Source organism: Micromonospora parastrephiae (genome assembly GCF_016802865.1).
In the GTDB taxonomy this organism is placed as follows: Bacteria; Actinomycetota; Actinomycetes; order Mycobacteriales; family Micromonosporaceae; genus Micromonospora; species Micromonospora parastrephiae.
This window is the reverse complement of sequence record NZ_JAEVHM010000219.1, coordinates 1-8,357: the sequence shown is the minus strand read 5'-3', so window position 1 is coordinate 8,357 and position 8,357 is coordinate 1. Positions and strand designations below refer to the sequence as shown.

The following is an 8,357-nucleotide window of genomic DNA, read 5'->3' as shown; positions in this document are numbered from 1 at the left end:
CCGCGCAGCGACTCGAACGTCCGGTCGATCAGGTGCTCCCGGCACTGGGTGAGCACCTGGATGGTGACGTCGTCCGGGATCATGTCCTGTTCGATGAGCGAGGGCCGCACCGTCGCCGCCGGCCGTGGCACCACCGGGCACCGGCTCACCGACGGCCGGGGTGGGAGCCACCGGATCGACCGTCGCGGTCGGCGCCGCGCCGGCGGTACGGGCCAGCAGACCGGCCAGCAACTCGTCACCCATCAGCGAGATCGGCGGGGCGCCCATCGTCACCACCACGTCCCCGGGGCGGGCCCGACGGACCACCTCGACCGGCGCGGCCTCCCACGAGTCCACGAAGACCTTCCGCTCGGCGGGCAGCGCCACCGCCTCGATCAACGCCGCCGAGCCCTCCCCGGGCTGGCGCAGCTCACCCGGCCCGAAGACCTCCAGCAGCACCACCTCGTCGGCGATGGCCAGCGCCTCGGCGATCTCCGCCTGCGAGTCGCGGGTCCGGTACAGCCGGTACGGCTGGAAGACGACGATCAGCCGTCCCTCCCCGGCCACCTCGCGCAGCGTCTGCAACGCCAGCGTCATCGAGGTCGGGTGGTACGCGTACTCGTCGTAGACCAGCACACCGTCCGCGACACCCTTGCGCTCGAAGCGCCGCCGCACGCCCGGGAACACCGCCAGCGCGGCCTCCGCCGCCTCCAGCGGCAGATCCAGCAGGTACGTGGTCAGCACCGCCGACGCGCTGTTCAGCCCCATGTGCCGCCCCGGCACCGGCAGCCGGAACTCGCCCAACGACCGGCCGTCGATCGCCGCCAGGTAGCGCACCCCGCGGGCCGAGGAGGTGATCTCACTCAACCGCAGGTCGGCGTCGGCCGCCTCGCCGTACGTGTACACCCGCCGCCCCTCGGCGCGCAGCGTCTCGGCCAGCCGGCGACCACCCGGGTCGTCGGCGCAGGTGATGATGAACCCCTCCGGGTCGGTGAGGCGGGCGAACTCGACGAACGCCGCCTCCAGCGTCGCGTAGTCGCCGTAGGTGTTCAGGTGGTCCGCCTCGACGTTCGTGATGATCGAGACGTACGGGCGGTAGATCAGGAACGAGCGGTCGCTCTCGTCCGCCTCGACCACGAAGTACTCGCCGGTGCCGTGGTGGGCGCCCGAGCCGACCTCGGAGATCTCGCCGCCGATCACGAACGACGGGTCCACGCCGGCCTGCTGGAGCACCATCGTCACCATCGAGGTGGTGGTGGTTTTGCCGTGCGTGCCGGCGACCGCCACCGCCCGGCGGCCCGTCATCGCCGCCGCCAGGGCCTCGGAGCGGTGCAGCACCCGCAGACCGCGCCGACGCGCCTCGGTCAACTCCAGGTGGTCCGGTGGAATGGCCGAGGAGTAGACGACGGTGTCCACACCGTCGAGGTTGGTCGCCTCGTGGCTGAGGTAGATGGTGCCGCCGAGCGCCCGCAGCCCCGCCAGCGAGGGCCACTCACGCAGGTCGCTGCCGGAAACCCGGATTCCCCGGGTGAGCAGTAGCCGGGCCACGCCGAGCATGCCCACCCCACCCACGCCGATCAGGTGGACGGCGCCCAGGTCCTCCGCGGTGAGCGTGCCGGCCGGGGTGAACTGCGCGGTCATCGGGCCACCGCCTCGAGCACGAAGGACCGCAGCGCCTCGTCACCGTCGCGCCGCCCGTACGCCGCCGCCGACGCGCCCATCGCGTACAGCCGCTGCGGGTCGCGGATCAGCGGGATCACGGTGCGCTCCAGCCAGTCCGGGGTGAGCTCCGCGTCGTCGACCAGCACCCCGCCGCCGGCCTCCACCACGGGCAGCGCGTTGCGCTTCTGCTCCTGGTTGCTGTGCGGGTACGGCACGTAGATCGTGGGCAGGCCGATCGCGGCCACCTCGGCGACGGTCATCGCCCCGCCCCGGGCCAGCATCAGGTCGGCCGCGGCGTAGCCCAGCTCCATCTCGGACAGGTAGGGCAGTGTCACGTACGGCACCGGCAGGTCGGTGGGGATCGGCACCGGCTCGTTGCGGGCACCCATCACGTGCAGCACCTGCACGCCGTTGCGGGCCAACTCCTTCGCCGCCCCGGAGACCGCCAGGTTGATCGAGCGGGCGCCCGACGAGCCGCCGGCGACGAAGAGCACCGGCAGATCGGGGCGGAGCCCGAAGTGGGCGCGGGCAGCGTTGCGCAGCGCGTACCGGTCCAGGGTGGCGATGCTGCGGCGCAGCGGCACCCCCACCACGGTGGCGTCGCGCAGCGACTCGGCCTGGCTCGGCTGGTGCGGGAAGCCCACGGCGATGTTCTTGGTGAACTTCATGCCCAGCCGGTTGGCCACGCCCGGCGGCACGTTCACCTCGTGGATCACCATGGGCAGCTCCCGGCGCCAGGCGGCCAGGTAGGCCGGCACCGAGACGTACCCGCCGAAGCCGACCACCGCGTCGGCGCGCACCTCGTCGATCACCTTGCCCGCGGCGCGGGCCGCGGTCCACATCCGGCCCGGGGTACGGACCAGGTTCATGTTCACCGAACGGGGCAGCTGGTACGCCGGGATCTGCCGCAGGTCGTAGCCGTGCGGCGGGATCAGCTCGTTCTCCATGCCCTTGGGTGTGCCGAGGCAGGTGATCCGGACGCCGGGGTCGTGTCGGCGCAGGCAGTCGGCGAAGGCGAGCAACGGGTAGATGTGCCCCCCGGTGCCACCTCCCGCGAGCACCACCGAACGCAGCGGACCCATCAGCGTCTCCTCTCGCTCGCCGTATCCCCGCGGGTCCGGCCCTGCCGGACGCCGCGCGGTGCGGCCTGGTCGTCCTGGCGCCGCTCGCGGGACCGGGGCACGGACCCTCGGCCGCCGGTCGACGTCGCCGGTCGGCGGCGCCGGCCGGGAAGCGGCGGCAACGGGGCCCAGAGTAGTCGGACCCACCGGGCCGGCGGACGGGCATGCAGTGCTCTGGCCGCATCGGGTTCGGCGCGGGCGAACGATGCCAGCATGCCGATCGCGGCCAGCGTCACGACCAGGGCACTTCCGCCGTCGGAGATGAACGGCAGCGGCAGGCCGGTGATCGGCAGCAGGCCGACCACCCCACCGATGTTGATCACCGCCTGGCTGACCAGCCAGGTGGTCACCGCGGCGGCGGCGAGCCGCCGGAACGGGTCGTCGACCCGCCGGGCGATGCGCAGCCCGGTGTACGCGAGGACCGCGAACAGGGCGAGCACCACGGCGCAGCCGATCACGCCCAACTCCTCGGAGATGATCGCGAAGATGAAGTCGTTGTGCGCCTCGGGCAGCCAGTCCCACTTGAGGCTGCCCTTGCCCAGTCCGACGCCGAACCAGCCGCCGTGCTCGATGGCCAGCCGGCCCTGGTACAGCTGGAGGCAGCCGTCGAGCTTGCACTCCTGCGGGTCGGGCGGGTTGATGAAGGACGTCAGCCGCGCCAGCCGGTAGTTGTCCGCACCCCGCTCGCCGGAGCCCGCGCCCAGCGAGGCCACCGCGATGAGCAGGCCGACGCCGATCAGGCCGACCACGGTCAGCGCGCCGAACACGCGCGCCCGCACCCCGGCGGCCCACAGCAGGCCGACCACCAGGGCCAGCAGGCAGAGCATGGTGCCCGTGTCGTTGTAGCCGACCAGGACGAAGAGCAGGCCCATCACCGGGAAGAGCGGGGTGGCCAGCTCCCGCCACCAGCCCAGCGCGGCGCCCTTGCGGGCGATGACGTGCGCGCCCCACAGCACCAGCGCGAACTTGGCCAGCTCGGAGGGCTGCACCTGGATCCCGCCGATGAACAGCCAGTTCAGCCGCGCCTCGACCGGCCCGAACCCGACTGACCGCTGACCGGCGAGCCGGCCGTAGGCGACCAGGAGGTTGAGCACCAGCAACAGCGCCACCGAGGTGATGAGCAGGGGGCGGCCCAGGGAGCGGTAGGTGCTGGCGGGCAGGCGCTGGCAGGCCCAGAACGCACCGATGCCGATCACCGCGAAGATGGCCTGCTTGGTCAGCGAGGCGGAAGCGTTGCCGTCCTCGGCGTAGTCCTTCACGCTGGTCGCCGAGAAGACCATGGTCAACCCGATCAGCAGCAGCAGGCCGGCGCTGGACAGCAGCAGGTAGTAGGAGGCCAGCGGCCGGTCCAGCAGGCCACGCAGCGCCGCCAGCCCGCCCGCCGCGTCCAGCCCTCGTAGCGGTGCTGGCGCGACGCCCTCCGGCCCGCGTGGTGCCACCCCCGGCTCCGGGCCGCGCGCGTCGTCCGGCGACGCTCCGACCTCCACGGTGCGCGTCGCGCCCGGTGACCGTCGCGGCCGACCGGCTGTCCTCTGCTCGGTGCCTGGTTCCTCCCCCACCCGCACATCATCACCGCTCGGCGCGCCCGACGGGCCACAACGACGCCCCGGGCGTGTCGGGCCGGCACCCGCACATCGCCGCATCGGACGGGTGTGCGCTGATCAGGTGACGAGAAGGAGGTCGGAAACGCTCCTGGCACCTACTTCTCATCACCTGATCACGCTCGGACGGCGGCCCGCTCGCACGGGGTGGGTCAGGTCATGTTGGCCAGGAACTCGCTGTAGAACAGGCCCAGGGCGATGGCCACGCCGATGCCGGCGATGATCCAGAACCGGACCACGATGTTGACCTCGCTCCAGCCGGCCAGCTCGAAGTGGTGCTGGAGCGGCGACATCCGGAACACGCGCTTGCCGGTGGTACGGAAGGAGATGATCTGGATCACCACGGACATCGTGATGATCACGAAGAGTCCGCCGATGATCGGCAGCAGCAGGATGGTGCGCGTCGACATCGCCATGCCGGCGATCAGGCCACCCAGCCCCAGCGCCCCGGTGTCACCCATGAAGATCCGCGCCGGTGAGGTGTTCCACCAGAGAAAGCCCACGCAGGCCCCGGCCGCCGCCCCGGCGATCAACGCGATCTCCAACGGGTCCCGTACCGAGTAGCAGTAGTCCTGGGTGTAGCTCGGGTCGGCGCACCAGTGCCGGTACTGCCAGAACGCGATCAGCGCGTACGCCGCGAGCACCATCACCGACGCGCCGGTGGCCAGACCGTCCAGACCGTCGGTGAGGTTCACGCCGTTCGTCGCGGCCATCACCACGAAGATGAAGATGATCACCGCGCCGATCTTGCTGACCTCCAGGGCGTCGATGTCCCGGATGAAGCTCAGCGTGGTGCTGCCCACCGTCTCGGTGTTGGTCCTCGCGCCGGTCGCGTCGGTCATCGTGCTCGGGAAGTACAGCGCGACCACGCCGAAGACCGCGCCGACCAGGATCTGACCGAGCAGCTTGCCACGCTTGTTCAGACCGGCGCTGTTGCGCTTGCGCACCTTGAGGAAGTCGTCGAGGAACCCCACCGCCCCGGAGAACACCATCAGCCCCAGCAGCACCAGCGCGGTGATGGTCGGCTCCACCTGCGCGATCTGCAGGTCCGGCAGGGTGGTCAACGCCAGGTGTCCGGCCACGTACGCGATCACCGTGGCCAGGATGAAGACCACGCCGCCCATCGTGGGGGTGCCCTTCTTGCCCTGGTGCATGGCCGGGCCGTCGGACCGGATCGGCTGGCCGGCCTTCAGCCGGGTGAACACCTTGATCGCGATCGGGGTGCAGAACAGCGAGACGAGGAAGGCCACCCCGATGGCGACGATGACCGCCCTCATCGGGTGGACTCCCCACCGGCGTCGGCGCGCAGGGCGTCGGCCACCTCCCAGGTCCGGTATCGGGAGCCCTTGACCAGGACGACATCACCCGGTCGTAGTTCGCCCCGCAGCACCTCGACGGCCGCCGCCTGATCGGTGAGCAGCACCGACTCTCCTCCCCAGTCACCTACTGATGTGGCGCCCTCATGAATCGGCGCCGCCGGCTCGCCCACCACGAGCAGCCGGTCCACGCCCAGCTCGGCCGCGAGCCGGCCGGTCTCCGCGTGGCCGTCGGACTCGAACGGGCCGAGCTCGGCCATGTAACCCAGCACCGCGACGGTACGCCGGCCCCGGCCGATGCTGGCCAGCGCCCGCAGCGCCACCGCCATCGAGGCCGGGTTGGCGTTGTACGAGTCGTCGATCACGGTCACCCCGTCGGGGCGATCGAAGACGTCCATCCGCCGGGTGGAGACCAGCTTCAGCTCGCCGAGGGCCGTCGCCAGCTCGGCCAGCGGCATGCCCAGCTCGCGCGCCACCGCCGCCGCCGCGAGGGTGTTGCCGACCTGGTGCCGGCCGGTCACGCCGAGCCGCACCGGCGCGCGTCCCTCCGGCGTGACCAGGGTGTACGACGGGCGCCCCCGCTCGTCGAGCGTGACGTCCTCGGCCCGCACGTCCGCGCCGGCCGCCTCGCCGTAGCGGACCACCCGGGCCCGCGTACGGCTCGCCATCGCGTCCACCCGCGGGTCGTCGGCGTTGAGCACGGCCAGCCCGTCCGGTGGCAGCGCCTCGACCAGCTCGCCCTTGGCCTGGGCGATGGCCTCCTGCGAACCGAACTCGCCGATGTGCGACGTGCCGACGTTGAGCACCACGGAGATCCGGGGCGGCACCAGCTTGCACAGGTAGCGCACGTGCCCGATCCCGCGCGCGCCCTTCTCCATCACCAGGTAGCGGGTGTCCGGTCCGGCCCGCAGCGCGGTGTACGGGTGCCCCAGCTCGTTGTTGAACGAGCCGGGCGGCGCCACCGTCGCGCCGAGCCGGGTGGTGAGCTGACCGATCAGGTCCTTGGTGGTGGTCTTGCCGGACGAGCCGGTCACGCCGATCACGGTCAGCTCGGGCAGCCGGTCCACGGCCGCGCGGGCGAGCTGACCCATCGCGGTCAGCGCGTCGGCGACCAGCACCATCGGCACGCCGGGCACCTCGCGGCTGCCGAGCACGGCCACCGCGCCGGCCTGGATCGCCGTCGCCGCGTAGTCGTGCCCGTCGACCTTCTCACCGGGAAAGGCCACGAAGAGCGACCCGGGACCCACCTTGCGCGAGTCGAACTCGACGGTGCCGGTGACGGTGGCGGTCGGGTCGGCGGCGACGAGCCGCCCGTCGACCGCCGCGGCCACCTCGGCCAGGCTGAGCGCGATCATCGCCGGCCCGCCAGATCCCCGAAGCGGGCCCGCAGCGCGTCGGCCAGCTCGGTGCTGTCGTCGAACGGGAACACCTCGCCCGCCACCTCCTGGCCACGCTCGTGGCCCTTGCCGAGCAGCGCGATGACGTCGCCCGGCTCGGCCAACCGGACCGCCTCGTCGATCGCCGCCCGGCGACCGGCCATTTCGATGATCCGGGCGGCCGTGCCGGCCCGGTACGCCCCCGCGAGCACCTCGGCGCGGATCTCCGCCGGGTCCTCGGTACGCGGATTGTCGTCGGTCACCAGCACCACGTCGGCCCCCTGCGCCGCGGCGGCGCCCATCACCGGCCGTTTGCCCCGGTCCCGGTCGCCACCGGCGCCGATCACGCAGATCAACCGGCCGGCGCTCAGCTCACGCAGTGCGGCCAGCGCCGCCACGATCGCGTCCGACTTGTGCGCGTAGTCGACCACCCCGCGCACCGGCCCGCCGGCGTCGACCAGCTGCAACCGGCCGGGCACCCCACCGCAGGCGGCCACACCGTCGGCCGCGGTCGCCGGGTCCACCCCGGCGGCGACCAGCGTGGCGATGGCCAGCAACGCGTTCGCCACGTTGTGCCGACCCGGCAACGCCACCCCGGCGGACACCGCCACGCCGTCCGGGCCGTGCGCGGTGAACCGCTGCGCGTACCCCTCGCCGCCGACGCCGTCGGCCCACCACGTCGCGCTCAAGTCGCCGGCCGCCGAGTAGGTGACCGTCGCCGGCTTGTACAGCGGCTTCAGCGCCGGATCGTCGTGGTTGAGCACCTCGACGGCGCACCGGCCGTCGAAGAGCTGCGCCTTCGCGGCGAAGTAGTCGGCGCTGTCGGCGTGGAAGTCCAGGTGGTCGGAGCCGAAGTTGGTGTAGCCGCCGACGGCGAACCGGACTCCGCCCACCCGGCCCATGGCCAGGGCGTGGCTGGAGACCTCCATGACCACGGCGGTCACCCCCCGCTCGCGGGCGGTGGCCAGCATGGCGTGCAGGTCGGTGGCCTCCGGGGTGGTCCGCACGCTGTCGATCACCAGGTCGCCGAGGCGGGTCTCCACCGTGCCGATCAACCCGGTGGTGTGCCCGGCGGCCCGCAACCCCGACTCGACCAGGTAGGCGGTGGACGTCTTGCCGGCCGTACCGGTCACACCGATCACGGTCAGACCGGCGGTGGGGTCGTCGTACACGGCCGAGGCCAGCTCGCCGAGCACCGCGCGCGGGTCGGGCACCACCAGGGCGGGCAGGCCGGTCCCCGCCGCCAGCTCGGCGCCCGCCGCGTCGGTCAGCAGGGCGACCGCGCCGGCCTCGGCGGCGCCG

Annotated in this window: 6 protein-coding genes; all 6 read right to left on the bottom strand. The window is 72.6% G+C overall.

Translation table 11 applies throughout. From position 1 onward, the window contains the following. Positions 1–1,620 (bottom strand): UDP-N-acetylmuramate--L-alanine ligase (gene murC / locus JNW91_RS27340; protein ID WP_238425796.1); only part of this gene is annotated, 1,620 nt, incomplete at its 3' end. Next, a complete protein-coding gene (gene murG, locus JNW91_RS27335) occupies positions 1,617–2,723 on the bottom strand; it encodes an undecaprenyldiphospho-muramoylpentapeptide beta-N-acetylglucosaminyltransferase (RefSeq protein WP_203178290.1) in 1,107 nt (368 codons plus the stop codon). The genes murG and murC, both read right to left, overlap by 4 nt. Further along, positions 2,723–4,135 carry an FtsW/RodA/SpoVE family cell cycle protein gene (locus JNW91_RS27330; RefSeq protein WP_238425797.1) on the bottom strand — a complete coding sequence of 471 codons (1,413 nt, stop codon included), beginning with the start codon at positions 4,133–4,135 and terminating at the stop codon, positions 2,723–2,725. The genes murG and JNW91_RS27330 overlap by 1 nt, the downstream gene beginning before the upstream one ends. A gap of 380 nt (positions 4,136–4,515) precedes the next feature. After that, positions 4,516–5,640, bottom strand: coding sequence for a phospho-N-acetylmuramoyl-pentapeptide-transferase (gene mraY / locus JNW91_RS27325; RefSeq protein ID WP_203178289.1), 1,125 nt, complete (start codon positions 5,638–5,640; stop codon positions 4,516–4,518). Then, positions 5,637–7,034: a UDP-N-acetylmuramoyl-tripeptide--D-alanyl-D-alanine ligase gene (locus JNW91_RS27320; protein ID WP_203178287.1), complete on the bottom strand. Its 1,398-nt coding sequence runs from the start codon at positions 7,032–7,034 to the stop codon at positions 5,637–5,639. The genes mraY and JNW91_RS27320 overlap by 4 nt, the downstream gene beginning before the upstream one ends. Beyond that, the coding region (locus tag JNW91_RS27315; RefSeq protein WP_203178286.1) for a UDP-N-acetylmuramoyl-L-alanyl-D-glutamate--2,6-diaminopimelate ligase at positions 7,031–8,357 on the bottom strand (1,327 nt) is incomplete at its 5' end. The genes JNW91_RS27315 and JNW91_RS27320, both read right to left, overlap by 4 nt.

Bases quoted from the DNA above. Each gene is read 5' to 3' on its own strand.
- murG (WP_203178290.1), bottom strand. From the start codon at position 2,723: ATGGGTCCGCTGCGTTCGGTGGTGCTCGCGGGAGGTGGCACCGGGGGG.
- mraY (WP_203178289.1), bottom strand. From the start codon at position 5,640: ATGAGGGCGGTCATCGTCGCCATCGGGGTGGCCTTCCTCGTCTCGCTG.
- JNW91_RS27320 (WP_203178287.1), bottom strand. From the start codon at position 7,034: ATGATCGCGCTCAGCCTGGCCGAGGTGGCCGCGGCGGTCGACGGGCGG.